The sequence below is a fragment of the Pseudomonas sp. BN515 genome, assembly GCF_029873155.1.
Taxonomy (GTDB): Bacteria; Pseudomonadota; Gammaproteobacteria; order Pseudomonadales; family Pseudomonadaceae; genus Metapseudomonas.
Map to the genome: position 1 here is coordinate 12677 of NZ_SSOH01000070.1, position 21466 is coordinate 34142.

Annotated in this window: 18 protein-coding genes; 3 read left to right on the forward strand and 15 right to left on the reverse strand. The window is 63.8% G+C overall.

Translation table 11 applies throughout. The features are described 5' to 3' along the window. Window positions 1-243 precede the first annotated feature (243 nt). The 4 genes from E8E91_RS16735 to yrfG form a co-directional block, all read right to left on the reverse strand. Window positions 244-2565: an FdhF/YdeP family oxidoreductase gene (locus tag E8E91_RS16735; RefSeq protein WP_280377094.1), complete on the reverse strand. Its 2322-nt coding sequence runs from the start codon at window positions 2563-2565 to the stop codon at window positions 244-246. Further along, window positions 2562-3407, reverse strand: a complete 846-nt coding sequence (fdhD, locus tag E8E91_RS16740; protein ID WP_280377095.1) for a formate dehydrogenase accessory sulfurtransferase FdhD — start codon at window positions 3405-3407, stop codon at window positions 2562-2564. The genes E8E91_RS16735 and fdhD overlap by 4 nt, the downstream gene beginning before the upstream one ends. Before the next feature lie 95 nt (window positions 3408-3502). Next, window positions 3503-4399: a LysR family transcriptional regulator gene (locus E8E91_RS16745; protein ID WP_280377096.1), complete on the reverse strand. Its 897-nt coding sequence runs from the start codon at window positions 4397-4399 to the stop codon at window positions 3503-3505. Between the two features lie 22 nt (window positions 4400-4421). Beyond that, window positions 4422-5093 carry a GMP/IMP nucleotidase gene (yrfG, locus tag E8E91_RS16750; RefSeq protein WP_271469926.1) on the reverse strand — a complete coding sequence of 224 codons (672 nt, stop codon included), beginning with the start codon at window positions 5091-5093 and terminating at the stop codon, window positions 4422-4424. A 120-nt stretch (window positions 5094-5213) separates the two neighbouring features. Between yrfG and nudE the strand changes: the two genes are divergently transcribed. Then, complete coding sequence (gene nudE, locus E8E91_RS16755; RefSeq protein ID WP_280377098.1) at window positions 5214-5780, forward strand: ADP compounds hydrolase NudE; 567 nt, start codon at window positions 5214-5216, stop codon at window positions 5778-5780. Beyond that, a complete protein-coding gene (gene cysQ, locus E8E91_RS16760; RefSeq protein ID WP_280377100.1) occupies window positions 5777-6598 on the forward strand; it encodes a 3'(2'),5'-bisphosphate nucleotidase CysQ in 822 nt (273 codons plus the stop codon). The genes nudE and cysQ overlap by 4 nt, the downstream gene beginning before the upstream one ends. A gap of 137 nt (window positions 6599-6735) precedes the next feature. On the opposite strand, the gene E8E91_RS16765 is transcribed toward cysQ, so the two are convergent. The 5 genes from E8E91_RS16765 to arcD all read right to left on the reverse strand — a co-directional run bounded on the left by E8E91_RS16765 (window position 6736) and on the right by arcD (window position 13750). Beyond that, entirely contained in the window at window positions 6736-8643 is a 1908-nt protein-coding gene (locus tag E8E91_RS16765) for a beta-ketoacyl synthase (RefSeq protein WP_280377102.1), read from the reverse strand. 292 nt (window positions 8644-8935) lie between these two features. Beyond that, window positions 8936-9868 carry a carbamate kinase gene (gene arcC / locus E8E91_RS16770; protein ID WP_280377103.1) on the reverse strand — a complete coding sequence of 311 codons (933 nt, stop codon included), beginning with the start codon at window positions 9866-9868 and terminating at the stop codon, window positions 8936-8938. Window positions 9869-9939: 71 nt separating this feature from the next. Continuing rightward, window positions 9940-10950 carry an ornithine carbamoyltransferase gene (locus tag E8E91_RS16775; protein WP_280377105.1) on the reverse strand — a complete coding sequence of 337 codons (1011 nt, stop codon included), beginning with the start codon at window positions 10948-10950 and terminating at the stop codon, window positions 9940-9942. Between the two features lie 103 nt (window positions 10951-11053). Then, window positions 11054-12304, reverse strand: coding sequence for an arginine deiminase (gene arcA / locus E8E91_RS16780; RefSeq protein ID WP_280377107.1), 1251 nt, complete (start codon window positions 12302-12304; stop codon window positions 11054-11056). 18 nt (window positions 12305-12322) lie between these two features. Next, window positions 12323-13750: an arginine-ornithine antiporter gene (gene arcD / locus E8E91_RS16785; RefSeq protein ID WP_280377108.1), complete on the reverse strand. Its 1428-nt coding sequence runs from the start codon at window positions 13748-13750 to the stop codon at window positions 12323-12325. A 364-nt stretch (window positions 13751-14114) separates the two neighbouring features. Here arcD and E8E91_RS16790 point away from each other — a divergent pair, with 364 nt between their 5' ends. Then, window positions 14115-14477, forward strand: coding sequence for a DUF5064 family protein (locus E8E91_RS16790; protein ID WP_280377110.1), 363 nt, complete (start codon window positions 14115-14117; stop codon window positions 14475-14477). A 330-nt stretch (window positions 14478-14807) separates the two neighbouring features. Here E8E91_RS16790 and E8E91_RS16795 read toward each other — a convergent pair whose 3' ends face one another. The 6 genes from E8E91_RS16795 to rfbB form a co-directional block, all read right to left on the reverse strand. Next, on the reverse strand, window positions 14808-16181 hold the full coding sequence (locus E8E91_RS16795) for a sigma-54 dependent transcriptional regulator (RefSeq protein ID WP_280377111.1): 1374 nt from the start codon (window positions 16179-16181) through the stop codon (window positions 14808-14810). Next, window positions 16178-17989, reverse strand: coding sequence for a sensor histidine kinase (locus tag E8E91_RS16800; protein ID WP_280377113.1), 1812 nt, complete (start codon window positions 17987-17989; stop codon window positions 16178-16180). Before E8E91_RS16800 ends, E8E91_RS16795 begins: the two co-directional genes overlap by 4 nt. 113 nt (window positions 17990-18102) lie before the next feature. Beyond that, window positions 18103-18969, reverse strand: coding sequence for a dTDP-4-dehydrorhamnose reductase (gene rfbD, locus E8E91_RS16805; RefSeq protein ID WP_280377116.1), 867 nt, complete (start codon window positions 18967-18969; stop codon window positions 18103-18105). Then, window positions 18966-19511, reverse strand: a complete 546-nt coding sequence (rfbC, locus tag E8E91_RS16810; protein WP_280377119.1) for a dTDP-4-dehydrorhamnose 3,5-epimerase — start codon at window positions 19509-19511, stop codon at window positions 18966-18968. Before rfbC ends, rfbD begins: the two co-directional genes overlap by 4 nt. Then, window positions 19508-20380 carry a glucose-1-phosphate thymidylyltransferase RfbA gene (gene rfbA / locus E8E91_RS16815; protein WP_280377122.1) on the reverse strand — a complete coding sequence of 291 codons (873 nt, stop codon included), beginning with the start codon at window positions 20378-20380 and terminating at the stop codon, window positions 19508-19510. Before rfbA ends, rfbC begins: the two co-directional genes overlap by 4 nt. Next, window positions 20377-21441, reverse strand: a complete 1065-nt coding sequence (gene rfbB / locus E8E91_RS16820; RefSeq protein WP_280377125.1) for a dTDP-glucose 4,6-dehydratase — start codon at window positions 21439-21441, stop codon at window positions 20377-20379. The genes rfbA and rfbB overlap by 4 nt, the downstream gene beginning before the upstream one ends. Window positions 21442-21466 lie beyond the last annotated feature (25 nt).

Here is a 21466-nt window from a genome sequence, read left to right on the forward strand (position 1 = left end):
TGTTCCCTCCTGCTTTTTCCCTGGCTTTCAGCCCTTTTTGATGCTGGCAAATTGCCAAGAAACTATAAAGTTCCGTCGTGACTTTATATAGGCATCGAATCCGTATTTCAAATTGTTTCTGGCGAATAGAAGTTCGCGGAACAAACTTCTCTTAGTTCAATTAAAGAATGATTTCAGACGCAGCATTGTGTGCTTGCGTTGTCGCGCCCTGGGCCGGTCAGCGCCAGCCCAGGGGTGGCCACTTCAGAGGATGCGGCCGTTATCGCGAGAGGCTTCGAGGCGGATGGCCACGAACTTGGACGTGGGGGTGTAGCTGCCGTCGCCGTAGCTTTCCAGGGGCACCAGCGGGTTGGTTTCCGGGTAGTAGGCGGCAGCCTGGCCGGTGGGGATGTCAAAGGCCAGCAAGCTGAAGCCGGAGACCCGTCGCTCCACACCGTCGTCCCAGAGCGTCACCAAGTCCACCTTCTGCCCCGGTTCGAAGCCCAGCCGGCGGATGTCGGCCTCATTGGCGAAGACCACCTCGCGCTGACCCCGCACGCCGCGATAGCGATCGTCCAGGCCGTAGATGGTGGTGTTGTACTGGTCGTGTGAGCGCAGGGTCTGGAGGATCAGGTGCGGCGTCTCGCCGGTGCTGCGGACCTTCTCGTGGAGCAGGTCCTCCGGCAGCGGATTGGCCGCGAAGTTGGCGCGGCCGCTCTGCGTGCTCCATTGCCGGGCGTTCGCCGCGTTGCCCAGGTAGAACCCCCCGGGATGCTGCACGCGACGGTTGAAGTCCTCGAATCCGGGAATGGTCTCGGCAATTAGGTCACGGATACGGTCGTAGTTGGCGATCAGCGCGTCCCAGTCCACCGGCTGGTTGCCCAGGGTGGCCTTGGCGATACCGGCGACGATGGCCGGCTCCGAGCGCATCTCGCGGGACGAAGGCTCCAGTTGGCCATAGGACGCGTGGATCATGCTGAAGGAGTCTTCCACCGTCACCGCCTGCGGGCCTTCGAGCTGGCGATCGATGTCAGTACGGCCCAGGCACGGCAGGATCAACGCTTCCTGGCCAACAGTGAGGTGGCTGCGGTTGAGCTTGGTGCTGATCTGCACCGTCAGCTCGCAATTGCGCAATGCGGCGTGGGTGCGATGGCTGTCCGGCGTAGCCTGGGCGAAGTTACCGCCAAGGCCGATGAAGACCTTCGCCTTGCCACCCTGCATCGCGTTGATCGCTTCCACCGTGTTGTGGCCATTCTCCCGCGGCACCTTGAAGCCAAAACGCCTTTCCAGCGCATCCAGCAGTGGCGCCGGCGGGCGGTCGTTGATGCCCATGGTGCGGTCGCCCTGCACGTTGCTGTGACCGCGCACCGGACAGAGGCCGGCACCAGGGCGGCCGACGTTGCCGCGCAACAGTTGCAGGTTGACGATTTCCTGGATGGTCGGCACCGAATGGCGGTGCTGGGTGATACCCATGGCCCAGCAGATGATCACGTTCCCGGCATCGCGGTAGATGCGCGCGGAGGTCTCGATTTCCTCCAGGGTCAGGCCCGACTGCTGCTCGATCTGCGTCCAGGGCGTGGCGTCCACTTCAGCCAGGTAGGCATCCACACCGTCGGTATGCTCGGCGATGAAGGCGTGGTCGAACACAGGTGCCTCGCCCTTTGCCTGGGCTTCACGCTCCCACTGCAGCAGGAACTTGGCGATGCCGCGAACGGCGGCCATGTCGCCACCCAAGGCCGGGCGGAAGAAGGCAGTGTTCAGCGGGCGCGAGCCGTTGCTGAGCATCTCCAGGGCATGCTGCGGGTGCTGGAATCGCTCCAGGCCGCGTTCCTTGAGCGGGTTGTAGCAGACCACCTGAGCGCCGCGCTTCACCGCTTCGCGCAGCGGTTCGAGCATGCGCGGGTGATTGGTGCCGGGGTTCTGGCCGAATACGAAGATGGCGTCGGCATGCTCGAAATCGTGGAAGGTCACGCTGCCCTTGCCCACGCCGACGCTCTGGATGAGGGCGACGCCGCTGGCCTCGTGGCACATGTTCGAGCAGTCGGGGAAATTGTTGGTGCCGAAGGCGCGGACGAACAGCTGGTACAGGTACGCCGCCTCATTGCTGGCGCGGCCGGAGGTGTAGAACTCGGCCTGGTGCGGGCTTTCCAGGTTGCGCAGGTGGCGGGCCACCAGGGCGAAGGCGTGGTCCCAACTGACCGGTACGTAGTGGTCGGTCTGGCGGTCGTAGCGCATGGGCTGGGTCAGGCGGCCCTGGTATTCGAGCCAGTAGTCGCTCTGCTCGCGCAGCTGGCTGACGCTGTAGCGGGCGAAGAAGGCGGCATCCACCCGGCGCTTGGTGGCTTCCCAGTTGACCGCCTTGGCGCCGTTCTCGCAGAACTTGACGCGGCCGTCCTCGGGGGAATCGCCCCAGGCGCAGCCGGGGCAGTCGAAGCCGCCGTTCTGGTTGGTCTTGAGCAGGGCGCGGAGGTTCTTGAACGGCTGTTTGCTGTCCAGCCAGAAGCGGGTAACGCTTTTCAGCGCACCCCAACCGGCCGCTGCGCCCTTGTAGGGTTTGTAGCGGGGGTTTACGGGTTGCAGGCTCATTCGATGTCGGCTTTCGCTTGCGGCGCCGGGCTATAGACCCGGGGGGCGCTGTGATGGGGCAAATGGATAAGGTTGAGGTGGTGCCGGCGTGCCCATTCCACGGTCAGGGTGGTGGGGGCGGACAGGCTGACCAGGGTGGACAGGCCCGCACGCACCGCCTTGTGGATGAGTTCCAGGCTGCAGCGGCTGGTGACCACGGCGAAACCCGCGCGTGGGTCCAGGCCTTGTCGCAGCAGGGCGCCGATCAGTTTGTCCAGGGCGTTGTGACGGCCGATGTCTTCGCGGCACAGGCGCAGCGCGCCATCGGCATCGACGAACAGCGCGGCGTGAAGCGCGCCGCTACGCCGGGCCAGTTCCTGGGCCTCGTTGATGCGCTGGCGCAGGTCGACGAAGTGCTCGGCTGGCGGCAGGGGCGCAGGGACCAGGGAGCGCAGTTCGGGCAGCGCCTGTTCCAGTGCTTCCACGCCGCAGAGGCCGCAGCCGGTGGTGCCGGCCAGGTTGCGGCGCTGCTCCTTGAGCGACCAGAAGGCGCGATTGCCGATATCCACCTCGGCGTGCAGGGCGATGCCTTCGCCTTCGATCTGGATGTCATAGATGTCGTCGATGGATTGCACCACGGCGCTGCTCAGGCTGAAGCCGGCAACGAAGTCTTCCAGGGCGCTGGGGGAAACCATCATGACGGCATAGCTGATGCCGTTGTAGGAAATCGCCAGGGCGCACTCTTCAGCCAGGGCGGCATCTTCCACGCGCGCCTCGCCATCCAGCTCGGCGTACTGATAGCCGGTCGGTTCGGTCGGTTTATCTACAGCGGTGAGATGGCGCTTGGCGTCTGGGCTCGGCATGGTTCTGCCCCTGCGACGGTTTGACTCAGCCATCCTAGGCCCGTCTGGCACGGGCGTCTAATCGCTATTCCCGATTCCTTGATCGAGCGCGTTTATCAAGAGCTGCGGCCGGGTTCCAGCAAGGCCCGGGCTTCGGAGAAGCAGGCATCGGCGAGCGCCGAGCGGGGGGCTCCGCGGCGAAGAATCAGGCCCAGCGGCGCCAGGGTGCGGGCGTCCTCTATGGGCGTTAGCGCCAGGTGCTCGGTGAAGTCGTCCAGACCGCTGTCCAGCGGCATGATGGCGCAGCACAGACCGGCACTGACGGCCTGCAGCAACTGGTGCACGGCATCGGTCTCCAGCCGTGGCTGGGGCGACAGGCCTCGGCTGCGGAAGCCGTGGTCGATGGATTGGCGGAAGTGCATGCCGCCGGAGAGCAGCCCGAGGGGCAGGTCTATCAGGCTTTCCCAGGGTAGCGCCGGCACATCGAAGCTGAAGTGGCGGCGGTCGTGCAGCAGGCCCATCCGCGTCTGCGCCAGTTCCAGGCTTTCGAAATGCTCGCGATCCAGGCGGTCGAGGTAGGACAGGCCAAGGTCCAGCTGGTTGCGCGCCAGGCCTTCGAGGATCTGCTCGGAACTCATCGAGAACAACTGGAAGCGCAGGCTCGGGTGTGGGCCGGAAAAGGCTTCCACCAGGCGCATGGGGTCGAAGCCGGCGAGCGGCACCACGCCCAGGCGCAAGGTGCCGACCAGTTGGCCGCGACAGGCCGCAGCCTCGGCGTAGAGACCGTCGTGGGCCGCCAGGAGGCTGCGCGCCCAGGCCAGAACGCGCAGGCCGGCGTCGGTGAACCCCTCGAAGCGCTGCCCACGGACCACCAATTCCAGTCCCAGCTCTTCCTCCAGGCTGCGCAGGCGCATGGAAAGTGTCGGCTGGGTGACATGGCAGCGCGCGGCGGCCTGCCCGAAGTGGCGGGTTTCCTCCAGTGCGATGAGGAACTTGAGTTGCTTGATGTCCATGCCGGCTCCTCTGTGGGAAAGGTCAGAGCCCCTGGATCAGGGTGCGATAGCTCTCCACCGCGGCGAATTCCTCGGTGTCCTTCGGGCCCTTGCGGCTATCCGGCTCGCGCACGGCCAGTAGTTGCGCAATGCCATAGCGCCGTGCGCTGCGCAGGATCGGCAGGCTGTCATCGATGAACAGGCTGCGCGCGGCGTCGAAGCCGAAGTCCTGCTGCAGGGCGTGCCAGAACTGCTGGTCTTCCTTGGGATAGCCGTAATCGTGGGAGCTGATCAGGCGGTCGAACCAGGGAGCCAGGTGCACTCGTTCCATCTTCAGTGACAGCGAGTCGCGGTGGGCGTTGGTGATCAGCGCCACGCGCTTGCCTGAGCGGCGCAGGGCAGCGAGGAACAGGTCGGCATCCGGGCGCAGGGCGATCAGGTGCGCCACCTCGCGCTTGAGGTCGCGGATCGACAGGCGCAGCTCGCGGCTCCAGAAGTCCGTGCAGTACCAGTTCAGCTGTCCGGCGTTGTCGCGGAACAGCGGCAGCAGCTCGGCCTCGGCCAGTTCGCGGCTGATGCCGTGGTGCTCGGCATAGCGCTGCGGCAGGTACTCCAGCCAGAAGTGGTTGTCGAAGTGAAGGTCGAGCAGGGTGCCATCCATGTCGAGCAGGACGGTGTCGATCTCGTTCCAGGGCAATTGCTGCATGGTCGGCATCGGTGGTTGCGGTGGGCTGTCGTCATTGCGTTGCTGGCCGTCGCTGGCGTGCAATCTCCAGCACGGACAAAGCGCAAAGGCGGGGTATGATAACCCGCCGGTCATGCCAAGGAGTCCGTTATGCGTCAGAAGCCCACGGTGCTCGCTCGCGAAATCGTCGCCAGCAGCCGTCTGTTCCGTGTCGAAGAGCTGCAGTTGCGCTTCGCCAATGGCGTCGAGCGTACTTACGAACGCCTGGTGGGCAAGGGCTCGGGCTACGGCGCCGTGATGGTGGTGGCCATGGCCGATGCCGAACACGTGCTGCTGGTGGAGGAGTACTGCGCCGGTACGGACGACTACCAGCTGTCCCTGCCCAAGGGCCTGATCGAACCGGGCGAGGACGTGCTCGCCGCCGCCAACCGCGAGCTCAAGGAAGAAGCCGGGTTTGGCGCGCGTCAGCTGGAGCACCTCACCGAGCTGTCCCTGTCGCCGGGGTACATGAGCCAGAAGATCCAGGTGGTCCTGGCCCGCGATCTCTACGAAGAAAGCCTTCCCGGCGATGAACCGGAACCGCTGCGGGTCGACCGCATCAGCCTGCGCGAACTGTCCAGCCTCGCCCAGCACCAGCAATTCAGCGAAGGGCGGGCCCTGGCCGCGCTCTACCTGACCCGAGACCTACTGACTCAACGTGGGGAGTACCAACCGTGAGCCATCCTCTGCTTCCCGCCGTGATCGAACTGGTACGCCAGGCCGGCGAGGCCATCCTGCCGTTCTGGCGCGGCGACCTGATCGTGACCGAGAAGGATGACGCTTCGCCCGTGACGGCAGCTGATCTCGCCGCTCACAAAGTGCTGGATGCGGGACTGGCAGCACTTGATGCGAGCATTCCGGTCCTTTCCGAAGAAGCCGCGAACATCCCCCTCGCCGAGCGTGCCAAGTGGCAGCGCTGGTGGCTGGTGGATCCGTTGGATGGCACCAAGGAATTTATCGCCGGCAGCGAGGAGTTCACCGTCAACGTGGCGCTGATAGAAGGCGGCCGGGTGGTGTTTGGCGTGGTCGGCATGCCGGTGACCGGACGCTGCTATTACGGCGGCGCGGGCCTTGGCGCCTGGAGTCAGGACGAGGACTTCGAGGCCGACGAAATCGCGGTACGCATCGCGCCAGACGAAGCGTTCACTGTGGTGGCCAGCAAGCGCCATTCGAGCGCGGCGCAGGAGCGTCTGCTGGCCGGGCTGTGTGAACGCTTCGGGGATCTGCAACTGGCCAGCATCGGCAGCTCGCTGAAGTTCTGCCTGCTGGCCGAAGGGTCTGCGGATTGCTATCCGCGTCTCGCGCCCACTTCCCAATGGGACACCGCTGCCGCTCAGGGCGTACTCGAAGGTGCGGGTGGCGAGGTGCTGGACCTTGCCGGCGAGCCCCTTACCTATGAGGCTCGCGAGAACTTCCTCAATCCATCCTTCCTGGCGCTGCCGGTAGCCGCCGAATGGCGCGCGGAGCTGATCCAGCTGGCGCGCGCGCTGGACTGAGAACGCCGGAAACGAAAAAGGGCCCCGAGGGGCCCTTTTTTGTGGCGGGCATTTCCTGTGGGAGCGAATTTATTCGCGATTAGGGGACCGCTGCGCGGTCCTTCGCGATTGAAATCGCTCCCACAAGGGCAAACGCCTCAGTCGAGCATATCGGCGAACCGCTCGTCCTTCTTGTAGCGCAGGGTCTGGGCGAAGCCGGGCACCTGGATACCTTCGGGGCTCAGCTCGATCTGCTGTTCGTCGATCAGGTCGTTGCCGAAGTTGTAGATGATGTCCAGCTCGCCCAGGCGCGCGCGGCGATCGTATTCCTCGGCGTTGGCGCGGGTCTGCTCGCGCTTGGCGTTGTAGGCGGAGAAGGCCGCTTCGCCATGGCGCTTTTTCAGCATCTTCTCGGCCAGGCGCGGGGAAATGACGACGCCAGTGGCGTTGTTGCCGCCAAAGCCCTTGGAGTTGATGAAGCAGACATCCATTTGGCGATCGCCCAGGACCCGGTCGCGGGTTTCGATGGACAGGTGCTGGCGATGGACGTCGTCGGCCACGCGGTCAATGGTCTTGATGCCCGGCAGGATGCCGTACTTGAAGGTGCCCAGGGCGGCGATCACCTGGTCGCCGCTGGCGGTTGCCAGGGAGTGACCGACGTAGGCCTTGACCGCTGCGATGGGCCATTGCTCGATGCCGAACGCACCGGCAACGCGGTCCAGCAGCTCGGACTCGGTGACGCGGTTGGCCGGGGTGCTGGAGCCGTGGGCGTGGACGAAGCTGCGCTCGCGCACGCCATCCGCGCCGATCAGTTGGGCGGCGGCGGCCACGGCCTTGGCCAGGGTCAGGTAGTTGCCCGGGCCGGGAGCGGAGATGGATTTCTTGAAGCCGTCGGCGTTGATGAACACATCGGTCACAGCACCATGGATATCGGCGCCCAGTTCCAGGGCCAGGGCATCGTCCATCAGCACCACGTACTGGCTGGATTCAGCCAGGGTGAAGCCGCAGTTTTCGCCGAACGGGCGACTGGCGCGCTGGAAGTCCACATCTTCGCGACCGCCAATCTGGCGCAGGCCTTCTTCGGTAGCCAGGGCGCCCATGGCACCGTAGCCGTCGATGCATTCCTGGGTGATCGGCGCCTCGGCGTTACCGACCAGGGCCACGCGGGCGTGGCCGGATGTGATGAGCTCGATGCCTTTCTGCAGGTTGTAGAGGAAGGTGGCGCACGCACCGGTGACGCTGCCTGTGGTGCCGACGCTGCCCAGCACGTAGGCGTTGATGAAGTCGGCAGGCATGGTGTTCAGGCCAAGCGGGCACTGCTTGGCCGTGACGCGGGTGCCCTTGAGGCGCGACTGCATCATGCCGCCGAAGCCGTACTCGTCCAGCTGGCTCATGATGCTGCCGGAGAACACGGCAATTTCGTCGGGCTGCACGCGGTCGACGATGTCCTTCCACGGCAGGCCGATGGAACGGATGGCGTCGGTTGCCGCAACCACCGACATCTGCAGGCCGCGCGGGTGGAAGCGGGAGTTGTACAGCTCACCCGGCTCGAAACCGGTGGGCAATTGGCCGGCGGACTTCACCGGCAGCTCGCGGTAGCTATCCACCTTGAAGTCGCAGGTGCCCTTCAGGGTCACGCGCACTTCACCGTTGTCCAGGGGCTCCACTTCCCAATTGGCCGGCAGCGGCTCGGGAAGCTGTTTGCGCGAGGTGATGAAACTGAGGGCCTCGCCATCGGTGGCCTCCACGCTGAGATTCTTGTGCCAGTGAGCGGCGTCTACATCCAAGTGCTGCTTGCCGATGCGGCGAACCAGGGTGGATTCGAGAATTTCAGCGGCGTAGCGCTTCTCGATCTCGGCCAGGGTCAGGACCTTGCCGTCGGCATCGAGGTACTGGCCGTCGGTCACCGATACCAGCTTCGTCATCACGGCGAGGCCAGCCAGGGTCTCCTGGCGCGACTGGGCGTCCAGGGTTTCGATCACGATGCGGCGGAACCCGTGGTGGAACGAGCTTCGCCCAGCCGCGTTGTAGCCACCAAAACCCACAATCACTGGAAGTCGGGACATCTCTCGGAAACTCCTCAAAAAGACCATCTCATGCCGGCGAGGTGGCTTGCCCACGGGGCGCCGCGTGTAGGGGGCGGCAATTTGCGGGGTCAAGCGTCACGGGCCAGGTGGCATGAGCCAGGTGGCAGCTCGAATGAATGGGATGTCTACCTGACGCGGGGTGTGACTATCAAGTCACTCCTTTGGTCATTCGGCGGGAGATTGAGAGTAGGGGACGAAAGGGGTAAATCGCTTGTGGGAGCGAATTCATTCGCGAATGAATTCGCTCCCACAAGGCAGTGACGATTGCGGATCAACGGTACTCGATGCCGGCTTTCCTGGTGCTGACGCGGGTACCGGACTTGCCTTCGGTGATGGCCACGATGTTCTCCAGGGAGCCGATCACCGCGTCCTTGCCGGTGTTGCGAGCGAACTCCATGGCGGCCTGTACTTTCGGGCCCATGGAACCGGCGGCGAAGCCGAGGCGTTCCAGTTCGTCCGGATGGGCCTGGGCGATGGCCTTCTGGGTCGGTTTGCCCCAGTCGATGTAGGCCGCGTCCACGTCAGTGGCGATGATCAGCACGTCGGCACTGAGCTCCTGGGCCAGCAGCGCGGAGCAGAGGTCCTTGTCGATCACGGCTTCGACGCCGGAGAGCTTCTTGCCCGACTCGTCGTACATGGTCGGGATACCGCCGCCGCCAGCGCAGATGACGATGGTGCCTTTCTCCAGCAGCCATTTGACCGGGCGGATCTCGAAGATGCGCTTCGGGCGCGGGCTGGCGACCACACGGCGGAACTTGTCGCCGTCGGGGGCGATGCTCCAGCCTTTTTCCTTGGCCAGGGCTTCCGCCTCTTCCTTGGAGTAGACCGGGCCGATGGGTTTGGTCGGGTTCTGGAAAGCTGGGTCTTTGGCGTCGACTTCGACCTGAGTGAGGATGGTGGCGAACGGTACTTCGAACGGCAGCAGGTTGCCCATTTCCTGTTCGATCATGTAGCCGATCATGCCCTCGGTCTCGGCGCCGAGAACGTCAAGCGGGTAGGGCGCGACCTTGTCGTATGAAGCTCCCTGCAGGGCCAGCAGGCCGACCTGCGGGCCGTTACCGTGCGCAATTACCAATTCGTTGCCCGGCGCGACCTTGGCGATCTGCTCGGCAGCGATCTTCACGTTGGCGCGCTGGTTGTCGGCAGTCATGGGCTCGCCACGACGCAGCAAGGCGTTACCGCCCAATGCGACGACGATACGCATAGTGATTTCCTCCTGGGGATGGAATGCGTCCCGGACCGGCGAACGCGTCGCGGTCCGGGGCGTATCGGGACTTACATGTCGGCGAGGGTCGAAACGAGGATCGCCTTGATGGTGTGCATGCGGTTTTCCGCCTGCTCGAAGGCGATGTTGTACGGCGACTCGAAGACGTCTTCGGTGACTTCAATACCGTTCTTCAGGTTCGGGTATTGCTCGGCGATCTGCTTGCCGACCTTGGTTTCGCTGTTGTGGAAGGCCGGCAGGCAGTGCATGAACTTCACGCGCGGATTGCCCGCGGCTTTCATCATGTCCATGTTGACCTGGTAAGGCAGCAGTTCCTTGATGCGCTCGCCCCAGGCTTCCACCGGCTCGCCCATGGAAACCCAGACGTCGGTGTGGATGAAGTCCACGCCCTTGACCGCTTCCTTAGGATCTTCGGTGATGGTGATGCGGGCGCCGCTTTCTTCAGCGAATTTCTTGCAGGCGGCGACGTGGTCGTCAGTTGGCCAGAGCTCTTTGGGTGCGGCAATGCGCACGTCCATGCCGAGCTTGGCGCCGATCAGCAGCAGGGAGTTGCCCATGTTGTTGCGGGCGTCGCCCAGGTAGGCGTAGCTGATCTCGTGCAGGGGCTTGTCGCTGTGCTCACGCATGGTCAGCACGTCGGCGAGCATCTGGGTCGGGTGGTATTCGTCGGTCAGGCCGTTGAATACCGGCACGCCGGCGTACTTGGCGAGTTCTTCGACGATTTCCTGCTTGAAGCCACGGTACTCGATGGCGTCGTACATGCGGCCGAGCACGCGAGCGGTGTCCTTCATGGACTCCTTGTGGCCGATCTGCGAGGAGTTCGGGTCGATGTAGGTGACATTGGCGCCCTGGTCATAGGCGGCGACTTCGAACGCGCAGCGGGTACGGGTCGAGGTCTTCTCGAAGATCAGCGCGATGTTGTTGCCCTTGAGGTGCTGTTGCTCGGTACCGGTGTACTTAGCGCGTTTCAGGTCGCGGGACAGGTCGAGCAGGTAACGCAGCTCACGAGTGCTGTGGTGCATCAGGCTGAGCAGGTTACGGTTGTGCATGTTGAAGGCCATGATTCTTTCTCCTTGTGGGTAACTTGAAACCAGGCTCCGTCAGAACAGCTTTTGGCTGGCGGGGCAGGCGGCTCCGGGTGTGGAGCCGCCAGGGGATATCAACTCAGTAATCGATCGGGTCGCGCAGGATCGGGCAGGTCATGCAGTGGCCGCCGCCACGGCCGCGGCCCAGTTCGCTGGCGCTGATGGTGACCACTTCGACACCGGCTTTGCGCAGCAGGGTGTTGGTGTAAGTGTTGCGGTCGTAGCCAACGACCACGCCGGGCTCCAGGCAGACCACGTTGTTGCCGTCGTCCCACTGCTCGCGCTCGGCCTCGAAGGCGTCGCCGCCGGTCTGCACTACACGGAGTTTCTTCAGGTTGAGGGACTCGGCCACGACCGAGATGAAGTCCTTCTCTTCGCGACGGATATCGATGCCGTATGGGCGGCTCTCATCCGGACGGAGTACGAAGGGCACGATTTCCTTGACCACTTCCGGGAAGACGGTGACCAGGTCGCGGTCGCAGAAGGTGAACACGGTGTCCAGGTGCATGGCGGCACGGGACTTGGGCAGGCCGGCGACGACGACTTTCTGTGCCGCGCCCTTGCTGAACAGCGATTGGGCCAATTGGCCGATGGCCTGGCGGGAGGTCCGCTCGCCCATGCCGATCAGTACCACGCCGTTGCCGATGGGCATCACGTCGCCGCCCTCCAGGGTGGACATCCCGTGATCCTTGTCGGGGTCGCCATACCAGACTTCGAATTCGGCCTCGGTGAAGATCGGGTGGAATTTGTAGATGGCAGTGGTCAGCAGGGTTTCCTGACGACGGGCCGGCCAATACATCGGGTTGAGGGTCACGCCGCCATAGATCCAGCAGGTGGTGTCGCGGGTGAACTGGGTGTTGGGCAGCGGCGGCAGGATGAAGCTGGAATGGCCCAGGTAATCGCGATACATCTTGATGGCGCTGACGCCTTCGCTCTCGGGCAGGTCGGCGCCGGCGACGCCACCGATGAGGAATTCGGCGATCTTGCGCGGCTCCAGGCCTTCGATCCAGGAGCGCACTTCATTGACCAGGCCAACGCCGACCTGGTCGTTGGTGAGCTTGCGATCAAGGATCCACTTCAGGGCTTCCTTGTTCTGCACGATGTCGGTGAGCAGGTTGTGCATTTCCAGCACATCGATACCGCGCTCACGCATCTTGGTGACGAAGTCGAAGTGGTCGCGCTTGGCCTGGTTAACCCAGATCACGTCATCGAACAGCAGCTCGTCGCAGTTGTTGGGGGTCAGGCGCATATGTGCGAGCCCCGGCGAGCAGACCATTACCTTATGAAGTTTGCCGGCTTCCGAATGAACGCCGAGTTTTACTTTGGACATGGCAGGTCTCCTTACGGGTTACAGGGTCAGGAAGCCGTCGTAGAGGCCATAGGCCGCTACGAGCGCGCCGATTACCACGGCGGCGAAGATCAGCTTCTCGACATTGGTGAATACCGGTTGGCCAACTTCCCGTTTGGCCTTGGCGAAGAGAATCACGCCCGGGGCGTAGAGCAGGGCGGAGAGCAGCAGATACTTCACGCCACCGGCGTACAGCAGCCAGACGGCGTAGACCAGGGCGATCAGGGCGATGACCAGGTCTTTGCTGCGGTCCTTGGCATCCTGCTCGTAGGTTTCGCCGCGCAGGGGCAGCAGCACTGCGTAGGCGGCGGACCAGAGGTAGGGCACCAGGATCATGGAAGTCGCCAGGTAGATCAGCGACAGGTAGGTGCTGGCGCTGAACAGCGTGATGATCAGGAACAGCTGCACCATGGCGTTGGTCAGCCACAGCGCGTTGGCCGGCACCTGGTTGGCGTTCTCCTTGCGGATGAAGGCCGGCATGGTGTGGTCCTTGGCTGCGGCGAAAAGGATCTCGGCGCAGAGCAGAACCCAGGAGAGCAGGGCACCGACCAGGGAAATGACCAGGCCGACGCTGATCAGCACCGCGCCCCAGTGGCCGACCACGTGCTCAAGCACCGCCGCCATGGACGGGTTCTGCAGCTTGGCCAGTTCCGGCTGGGTCATGATGCCGAGGGACAGTACGTTCACCAGCACCAGGATCAGCAGCACGATGACGAAGCCAAGTACGGTGGCCTTGCCGACGTCGCTGCGCTTCTCGGCGCGGGCGGAGAAGATGCTCGCGCCCTCGATGCCGATGAACACCCAGACGGTGACCAGCATCATGTTGCGCACCTGGTTCATCACACTGCCCAGCTCGACGTTCTTCGAACCCCAGATGTCGGCGGTGAAGATGTCCAGCTTGAAGGCGAACAGGCAGATGAGGATGAACAGGACCAGCGGCACGACCTTGGCAACAGTGGTCACCATGTTGATGAAGGTCGCTTCCTTGATTCCGCGTAGCACCAGGAAGTGCACGGCCCAGAGGACGATGGAGGCACCGATGATGGCCGCGAGCGTGTTGCCTTCGCCGAAGATCGGGAAGAAGTAGCCGAGGGTGCTGAACAGCAGTACGAAGTAGCCGACGTTACCCAGCCAGGCACTGATCCAGTAGCCCCAGGCCGAGGAGAAACCCATGTAGTCGCCGAACCCGGCCTTGGCGTAGGCGTACACCCCGCCGTCGAGGTTCGGCTTGCGATTGGCCAGGGTCTGGAAGACGAACGCCAGGGTGAGCATGCCCACCGCGGTGATACCCCAGCCGATAAGAATGGCGCCGACATCGGCACTGGCCGCCATGTTCTGTGGCAGCGAGAAAATGCCCCCGCCCACCATCGAGCCGACTACAAGTGCAACTAACGCACCAAGTCGAAGTTTGTCGGAAGATTCTGACATTGTGCACCTCCATCCGGAGTAGGAACTGTGCTTATTGAGCGCTTGGTCTTGTGACTGCGTTCTGATCCAGATCAATAGCTAGCTAATGAGTCATTCGGACAATTTCCTTATCGTCGAAGAGGGAGGGATTACTGCAGATCGCCGCCCGAAGCGAGCAAGATAGAAGGGTTCGGCATGCCATCCGGGCTGCGCCTAATACAAACTAGTCGGTTTTTCCGGGCCTTCAAGTTGCAGCTTCGTCGCTTCACTTCCTAGGGCTTATCACCATATTCCTTGTAGGAAATTACAGATGGATGTCGCTTCCTTTAGCGATAAATGAGGAGTTTTTAAGTAGGAAAAGTCTTAAGAAAAGGTAGGAAATATCATGTTCAAGCCAGGGCAAATTGCTATCAATCGACCGGCGTCCGGGCGAAGTCCCGGGTATGAACTGGTACTCGACTATGAAATTGAAAAGCGCGAACAGGGCCAGTACGTGAACTTCGAACTGCACGGGCAAATCGATGGAAAACCGGTGCACGAACGCTTTTCTCTTCACCGCGACGTGGCCTACAACTTTCTCCACAGTGCCGGCCTGCGCCTGCGCAAATACGGTGTCATGCAGGGGTTGGCGCGCACGCCCGAGCTGCACGTCGATTTCGAGAAGGCCTATGCCGACCTGCGGCAGAGGCTGGGCATTGCACCCGGCCATCCGGTCGATCTGGAGCGCTTCCTCCAGGAACGCCCCTAGGTGGAACAGGCGCTGACGACCCACACTCCGGACCCGCCAACAAGCGGGGAAGCAGGCAAGAAAAAGCCCGGCGCTTGGCCGGGCTTCGGTCACCCGGCGGGTAGCTGGGTGGTGCCTCCGGGGCTGGGCCCGATGGCGATCATGGGAAGACCCCTTGGCCGGCTTGTGGCCCGCCTGGGGAGAGGTGTGGCGCTCACGAGCCTTGCCTCCTGACCCTGCACGAAGCAGGGATTGACGCTAATAGGGCAAGCCTTGTGCCACTGCGGTGAAACCGCTCTGGCCCGGGCGTTCCCGTATTTTCCTTTGCCTTGCTGAGCGGATTCTTGCCGATCAGTCCTGCTCATCTGCGGGATTTCCGCCACTGAAGCTGAGGTTGTGCTTGCGCAACTTGTCCGAGAGCGTCTTGCGCGGCAGACCGAGTGCTTCGGCCACGCTGCGCAGCGAGTTGTGGGGACGGGTCAATTCGGCGGCAATCAGCGCGCGCTCGAAGGCTTCCACGTGCTCGCTGAGGCCGCCTTCAACCTTCGGCAGGTCCATCGGTGTGTTGTCCAGGGCCAGGTCCAGGCCCAGGGCGAAGCGTTCGGCAGCGTTCTGCAGTTCGCGGACATTGCCTGGCCAGCCATGGGTCAGCAGCAGGGCGCGCTGGCTGCTGTCGAGGCTGCGCGGTGCCATGCCGTGCCGGCTGCTGGCCGCGTCGGCGAAATGCTGGAACAGCGTCAACGCGTCTTCACCGCGCTCGCGCAGCGGCGGAATGCGCAGGCTGGCGACGTTCAGACGGTAATAGAGGTCGGCGCGGAAACGGCCCTGGTCGGCGGCGTGGCGCAGGTCTTCCTTGGTGGCGGCGATCACGCGGATATCCAGGGGGATCAGCTGGTTGGCGCCGAGCCGTTCCACCACGCGCTCCTGCAACAAGCGCAGCAATTTGACCTGTACGTCCAGGCTCATGCTCTCGATTTCGTCGAGGAACACGGTGCCGCCATTGGCGAACTCGAACTTGCCGATGCGGCGCTTCTGCGCGCCGGTGAAGGCACCCTGCTCGTGGCCGAACAGCTCGCTCTCCACCACCGATTCGGCCAGGGCGCCGGCATTGATGGCGACGAAGGGACCGTCACGGCGTGCCGACAGGTCGTGCAGAGCGCGCGCTACCACCTCCTTGCCGGCCCCGGTTTCACCGAGGATGAGTACGTCGGCATTGGTGGCGGCCAGGGCGCCGATCTGCCCGCGCAGGCGCTGCATGGCAGGCGACTGGCCTACCAGGCGCCCACTGAGTTGTTGGCGGTCGGACAGGGCGAGGCGCAGGCTGCGGTTCTCCAGCACCAGGCGGCGCAGATCGAGGGCGCGACGCACGCTGTCCAGCAACTGGTCGCTGGGAAAGGGCTTTTCCAGGAAGTCGTAGGCGCCGGCTCGCATGGCCTGCACGGCCAGTGGCACGTCGCCGTGGCCGGTGATCAGCAGCACCGGCAGGTCAGGGTCGCGCTCGCGCAGCTGGCGCAGCAGCTCCAGGCCGTCGATTCCGGGCATGCGAATGTCGGTGACCACTACGCCCGGCCAGTCTTTTTCAATCTTCTCGGCCACGCCCTGGGCGTCCCCCAGGGCCAGCACCTTGAGGCCGGCCAGGTCGAGGGTCTGGCTGAGGGCCTGGCGCAGGTGCGGATCGTCGTCGATCAGCAACACCTGGGTACGGGCATCAAGGGCGTTGGTCATGCAGAGAGGTCCTCGGGAGGCTGTGGGATGACGCCGGGTGCAGCGTTGCGCAGGCGCAGGGTGAGCAGCGCGCCGCCTTCGGGGTGGTTGGCGAGCAGCAGCTCGCCACCGAGGGCGCGCATCAGGCTATCGCAGATGGCCAGGCCCAGGCCAAGGCCCTGGGCGCTGGTCTTGGTGGTGAAGAAGGGCTCGCGGGCATGGCGCAAGGCATCTTCGGAGAAGCCGGGGCCGTTGTCGCGCAGGTGCAGGTCGACGCCGTCTGCGGTGGTTTCGGCGCTCAGCCAGATGCGGCGTGGCTGGGGCTTCTCCTTCAGGGCATCGAGGGCGTTGGCGAGCAGGTTGCCGAGCACCTGACGCAGGCGGGTTTCACCGGCCTGGACCCAGAGCGGCGCGTCCGGCAGGTCGCGGATCAGTTCGACGTCCATGGCCCGCCGGCGCTGGGCCACCAGGGCCAGGGCGTCCTCCAGGGCAGGCTGCAGAGCGACGCTTTCCGGTGCGTGGCGGTCGCGGCGGGCGAAGGCGCGCAGGTGGGCGATGATCGAGGCCATGCGGCCGGTCAGCTCGCTGATCTGGCGCAGGTTGCCGCGGGCGTCGTCGTAGCGCTCGTGGTCCAGCAGCACGCCGGCGTTGTCGGCATAGCTGCGGATCGCCGCCAGGGGCTGGTTCAGCTCGTGGCTGATGCTTGCGGACATGGTGCCCAGGGCGGAGAGCTTGCTGGCCTGGACCAGTTCGTCCTGGGCGCGCACCAATTCCTGCTGGGCCTGTTCGCGCTCCAGCACTTCATCCTTGAGCCGGCTGTTCAGGGCCTCAAGGTCCTGGGTGCGTTCCAGTACACGCATCTCCAGCTCGCGGCGGGCGCGGGCGTCGAGGGCGATGCGGTCGAGATAGTGGCGACGGCGCTGCATCATCAGGCCGAGCAGCAGCAGGAGGGTCAGCAGGGTGGCGCCGCCGATGGCGACGGTGGTGGTCACCTGGCGGTCCACCAACTGGCGGGGCGCGAGGATGCTGGCGGTCAGGCCCGTTTCACGGAGTTCGCGGCTCTGGATCATCCAGTCGTTCTGGTCGAGGGTGAGCGGCGACGGCGATTGCGTCGGATAGGGCTGGTTGGCGGCGATGGCGGCACGCTCGGCATTGTCCAGCTGCCGGGTGGCGTGGAAGCGCCAATCGCTGCGCGAGGAGATGATCACCACGCCATTGGCGTCGGTCACCATGAGCTGCTCCGGGGTCTTGCCCCAGAGCGTCTCGGCGTCGTCGAGGTCCACCTTCACCACCAGGATGCCGGCGATCTGCCCCTCGTCCCTCACCGGACTTGCGAAGAAGTAACCGCGCTTGCGCGAGGTGGTGCCCAGGCCGAAGAAGCGCCCCTGCTTGCCGGACAGAGCCTCGCGGAAGTACGGACGGAAGGTGAAGTTGCGGCCGACGAAGCTGTCGGGCTGGTCCCAGTTCGACGATGTCAGGGTGAGACCGGCGGGGCTCATCAGATAGATCACGTCGGCCCCGGTGTTCTTGCGGACTTCCGCCAGTACGCGATTGGCCTCGGCCTGCAGGGCCGTGCTGTCGGGAGAGGCGAGCAGCTCACGCAGTGGCGGCAGGTTGGCGAGGATGGGGGGTAGCACCTCGTAACGGTGCAGGGTGCCCAGCAGGTTGGCGACGTAGAGGTCGAGGGTCTGGCGGTTCTGCTCGGCCAGGGACTCGCTGTAGTAGCGCTCGCTGAAGTGGTGCAGCGGCCAGAGTAGCGGCGCCAGCAACAGCGCCAGCAGCACCAGGCTGCGCCAGCGTGGGCGGTGGGGAGTGGGGATGGCTGTCATGCGATCACTGTGCGCCAGTCGATGAGGCGCATTATGGCATCGCCCCCGAAATCGGTGGCAGGAATGGCAGCGGGGCAGGAGGAGGGGCGCGATACCCGCTCCTCCGCAGGGGCTTAGCGCGGTTGCCGCAGGCACTCCGCCAGGGCGCTGCGCCAGTCAGTCAGGCTGACCTGCCAGTCCTGCGCCAGCTTGCGGCCGTCCAGGCGGGAGTTCAGCGGGCGCTTGGCTGGCGTCGGGTATTCGCTGGACGGGATGGGCACCAGGCGCCCGCACGGCTTGCCGGCAGCTTTCAGCTGCTCGCCGATGGCGCTGGCAAAGCCGAACCAGGACGTTTCGCCCTGATTGGTCAGGTGATAGACCCCCCAGCGGCGATTGCCCGCCTGCCACTGCTCGATGAGTTCGAGCGTGGCCTGCGCGATGCTGCCGGCCCAGGTCGGCGCGCCGATCTGGTCATCCACCACGCGCAGCTCCTCGCGTTCCTGCAGCAGGCGCTGCATGGTGAGCAGGAAATTGCGACCGTGCAGGGAATAGACCCAGCTGGTCCGAAGGATCAGGTACTGCCCGCCGACGGCCTGGATCGCCTGTTCGCCAGCGAGCTTGCTGCTGCCGTAGATGCCCAGAGGATTGGTCGGATCGTCCTCGCTGTAGGCGCCGGCCTTGGCGCCGTCATAGACGTAGTCGGTGGAGTAGTGGATCAGCGGAATGCCGAGAGCCGCCGCTTCCTCGGCGAGCACGCCAGGAGCCGTCGCGTTGATGGCGAAGGCAGTGTCCTGGTCGTTCTCGGCCTGGTCCACCGCTGTGTAGGCGGCGGCGTTGATCAGCAGGTCGGGAGACAGGGCGCGCACTTGCTGGCGAATTTGCGCAGGGTCGGCCAGATCGAGCTGATCACGACCCAGGGCGATCACGTCCGCCTTGCCAGCAAGGGCGAGCTGAAGCTCCCGCGCTACTTGGCCGCTATTGCCGGTGATGAGGATTTTCATGCGAACAGGTCTGCGTCTTTAAAGTTGACGCCGGCCTTGTCTTTGGCAGAAAGCTGCGGCGCCTCGGCCAGCGGCCAGTCGATGGCGAGATCAGGATCATCCCAACGAATGCAACGCTCGTGCTCGGGGGCGTAGTAGTCGGTGGTCTTGTAGAGGAACTCGGCGTATTCGCTCAGCACCAGGAAGCCGTGGGCGAAGCCTTCCGGTACCCAGAGTTGGCGTTTGTTTTCGGCCGAGAGAATGATGCCGGCCCACTTGCCGAACGTGGTCGAGCTGCGGCGCAAGTCCACCACGACATCGAAGACTTCACCTTGGGTGACGCGTACCAGTTTTCCTTGGGGTTGCCGTACCTGGTAGTGCAGGCCACGCAGGACACCGCGCTGTGAGCGCGAGTGGTTGTCCTGCACGAAATCGCGGTGCACGCCAGTTGCGTCGGCAAAGGTGCGGGCATTGAAGCTTTCGAAGAAGAAACCGCGCTCGTCGCCGAAGACCTTGGGCTCCAGTACCAGAACATCGGTCAATTGAGTCTCAACGATTTTCACTCATGCTCCCCAGCCAGTTTGAGCAGGTACTGTCCGTAACCAGTCTTTCCGAAGGCCTTCGCTCGCTCAAGCAGCTTGTCTTTGGTGATCCAGCCGTTCTGGAAGGCGATTTCTTCCAGACAGGCAACCTTCAAACCCTGGCGATGCTCGATGGTCTGCACGTACTGGGATGCATCCAGCAGGCTGTCGTGGGTGCCGGTATCCAGCCAGGCGAAACCGCGACCGAAACGCTCGACACGCAAATCTCCGCGCTGGAGGTAGGCGTTATTGATATCGGTGATCTCCAGCTCGCCACGTGCAGATGGCTTCACCGCCTTGGCGATGCTGATCACGTCGTTGTCATAGAAGTAAAGCCCAGTTACTGCGTAGCTGGACTTGGGTTTGGCCGGCTTTTCCTCGATGGAAACCGCTCGACCCTGGTCGTCGAACTCCACCACGCCGAAGCGTTCGGGGTCCTTCACCCAATAGCCGAAAACGGTGGCGCCACTTGGCGACTGGGCAGCGCGTTTGAGCTTCTCGGTGAAATGCTGTCCATGGAATATGTTGTCGCCCAGGATCAGGCAAACGGAGTCGGTGCCGATGAAGTCCTCACCAATCAGGAAAGCCTGGGCCAGGCCATCCGGGGAGGGCTGCACTGCATAGCTGAATTGAACGCCGAACTGGGTGCCGTCACCCAGCAGATTGCGATACTGGGGCAGATCCTGGGGGGTGGAAATGATCAGGATCTCGCGAATGCCGGCGAGCATCAGCACCGAGATCGGGTAATAGATCATCGGTTTGTCGTAGATCGGCAGCAGCTGCTTGGACACGCCCAGGGTGATGGGGTGCAGGCGGGTGCCGGAACCGCCGGCGAGGATGATCCCTTTCATGTTGTTGCTCCAAGTCTTTCACGTTGATAGCTGCCGTCTTGTACGCGGCGGCACCAATCCAGGTTGTCCAGGTACCACTGCACGGTCTTGCGCAGGCCGGTTTCGAAGGTTTCCCGTGGTGTCCAGCCGAGATCACGCTCGATCTTGCCGGCATCGATTGCATAGCGCAGGTCGTGGCCCGGGCGGTCCTTGACGAAGGTGATCAGGTCCTCAAAGTGGCTGACGCCAGCGGGTTTCTGCGGCGCCAGCTCTTCCAGCAGGGCGCAGATCGAGCGGACCACGTCGAGGTTCTTCTGCTCGTTGTGCCCACCGATGTTGTAGGTCTCGCCGATTTCGCCGCGAGTAACCACTTCGACCAGCGCGCGTGCATGGTCCTCGACGAACAGCCAGTCTCGAATCTGCTGGCCATTGCCGTACACCGGTAGCGGCTTCCCTTCCAAGGCGTTGAGGATCATCAGCGGGATCAGCTTCTCGGGGAAGTGATAGGGGCCGTAGTTGTTCGAGCAGTTGGTCAGCACCACCGGCAGCCCGTAGGTGCGGTGCCAGGCGCGGACCAGATGGTCGGATGCGGCTTTGCTGGCAGAGTAGGGCGAGCTGGGAGCGTAGGGCGTGGTCTCTGTGAAGAGGTCGTCCACGCCATGCAGGTCGCCATATACCTCGTCAGTGGAAATATGGTGGAAGCGGAACGCGGCCTTGCGTTCCGCATCGAGACCCAGCCAGTAGGCTCGTACGCTTTCCAGCAGGCTGTAGGTGCCGACGATGTTGGTCTGGATGAAGTCTGCCGGACCGTCGATGGAACGATCGACGTGGGATTCGGCGGCCAGGTGCATCACTGCGTCGGGCTGGAATCGGGCCAGCGCTTCGCCGACGGCTTGGCTATCGGCAATATCCGCCTGGAGAAATTGGTAACGCGGATTGTCCGAGACGGAGGCCAGCGACTCGAGATTGCCGGCGTAGGTGAGCTTGTCGAGATTCAGCACCTCGTGCTGGGTTTCGGTCAGCAGGTGGCGAATGAGAGCTGAGCCAATGAAGCCGGCTCCGCCAGTGACAAAAAGGTGCATAGCTCAATCCTGACGATTTGGTTGG

Excerpts from the sequence above, each read along its gene's own strand:
- E8E91_RS16735 (WP_280377094.1), bottom strand. The coding sequence starts at position 2,565 with ATGAGCCTGCAACCCGTAAACCCCCGCTACAAACCCTACAAGGGCGCA.
- fdhD (WP_280377095.1), bottom strand. The coding sequence starts at position 3,407 with ATGCCGAGCCCAGACGCCAAGCGCCATCTCACCGCTGTAGATAAACCG.
- E8E91_RS16745 (WP_280377096.1), bottom strand. The coding sequence starts at position 4,399 with ATGGACATCAAGCAACTCAAGTTCCTCATCGCACTGGAGGAAACCCGC.
- yrfG (WP_271469926.1), bottom strand. The coding sequence starts at position 5,093 with ATGCCGACCATGCAGCAATTGCCCTGGAACGAGATCGACACCGTCCTG.
- nudE (WP_280377098.1), top strand. The coding sequence starts at position 5,214 with ATGCGTCAGAAGCCCACGGTGCTCGCTCGCGAAATCGTCGCCAGCAGC.
- E8E91_RS16765 (WP_280377102.1), bottom strand. The coding sequence starts at position 8,643 with ATGTCCCGACTTCCAGTGATTGTGGGTTTTGGTGGCTACAACGCGGCT.
- arcC (WP_280377103.1), bottom strand. The coding sequence starts at position 9,868 with ATGCGTATCGTCGTCGCATTGGGCGGTAACGCCTTGCTGCGTCGTGGC.
- E8E91_RS16775 (WP_280377105.1), bottom strand. The coding sequence starts at position 10,950 with ATGGCCTTCAACATGCACAACCGTAACCTGCTCAGCCTGATGCACCAC.
- arcA (WP_280377107.1), bottom strand. The coding sequence starts at position 12,304 with ATGTCCAAAGTAAAACTCGGCGTTCATTCGGAAGCCGGCAAACTTCAT.
- arcD (WP_280377108.1), bottom strand. The coding sequence starts at position 13,750 with ATGTCAGAATCTTCCGACAAACTTCGACTTGGTGCGTTAGTTGCACTT.
- E8E91_RS16790 (WP_280377110.1), top strand. The coding sequence starts at position 14,115 with ATGTTCAAGCCAGGGCAAATTGCTATCAATCGACCGGCGTCCGGGCGA.
- E8E91_RS16795 (WP_280377111.1), bottom strand. The coding sequence starts at position 16,181 with ATGACCAACGCCCTTGATGCCCGTACCCAGGTGTTGCTGATCGACGAC.
- E8E91_RS16800 (WP_280377113.1), bottom strand. The coding sequence starts at position 17,989 with ATGACAGCCATCCCCACTCCCCACCGCCCACGCTGGCGCAGCCTGGTG.
- rfbD (WP_280377116.1), bottom strand. The coding sequence starts at position 18,969 with ATGAAAATCCTCATCACCGGCAATAGCGGCCAAGTAGCGCGGGAGCTT.
- rfbA (WP_280377122.1), bottom strand. The coding sequence starts at position 20,380 with ATGAAAGGGATCATCCTCGCCGGCGGTTCCGGCACCCGCCTGCACCCC.
- rfbB (WP_280377125.1), bottom strand. The coding sequence starts at position 21,441 with ATGCACCTTTTTGTCACTGGCGGAGCCGGCTTCATTGGCTCAGCTCTC.